Source organism: Shewanella sp. SM87, from assembly GCF_025653705.1.
GTDB classification, from domain to species: domain Bacteria; phylum Pseudomonadota; class Gammaproteobacteria; order Enterobacterales; family Shewanellaceae; genus Shewanella; species Shewanella oncorhynchi.
Genome location: NZ_JAKKSC010000100.1, coordinates 1 through 548, shown reverse-complemented (window position 1 = coordinate 548; position 548 = coordinate 1). Strand labels below are relative to the sequence as shown.

Sequence of the window (548 nt, the reverse complement as noted above, 5' to 3'; positions counted from 1 at the left end):
GCGTTAAGCTGTCGCCAGTATCAGAGTCGCTGGCCACTAAGTTGTAGCTGTACGCCGCATCTTGGGTTGCTGCCGTCACCGCCATTGAACTAATCGTTGGCGCATCGTTGACGTTAGTCACCGTGATACTAAAGCTTTGCTCAGCCGTTAAGCCATCCGTGTCCGTCACTCGTAAGGTGACTGCGTGACTGCCCACATCCGYATTGCYYGGCGTRCCACTGAGTAAACCCGTCGCCGCRKTGAAGCTCAACCAGCTCGGTTTRGTCACTGCGCTCARSGTTAAGCTGTCGCCAGTATCRGAGTCGCTGGCCACTAAGTTGTAGCTGTACGCCGCATCTTGGGTTGCTGCCGTCACCGCCATTGAACTAATCGTTGGCGCATCGTTGACGTTAGTCACCGTGATACTAAAGCTTTGCTCAGCCGTTAAGCCATCCGTGTCCGTCACTCGTAAGGTGACTGCGTGACTGCCCACATCCGCATTGCTCGGCGTACCACTGAGTAACCCTGTCACCGCGTTGAAACTCAACCAGCTCGGTTTGGTCACTGCG

1 protein-coding gene is annotated in these 548 nt (G+C 55.4%); it reads right to left on the bottom strand.

Annotated features, from left to right (window positions below; all coding sequences use genetic code 11):
* The coding region (locus tag L5M11_RS23850; protein WP_263193466.1) for a putative Ig domain-containing protein at window positions 1–548 on the bottom strand (548 nt) is incomplete at both ends.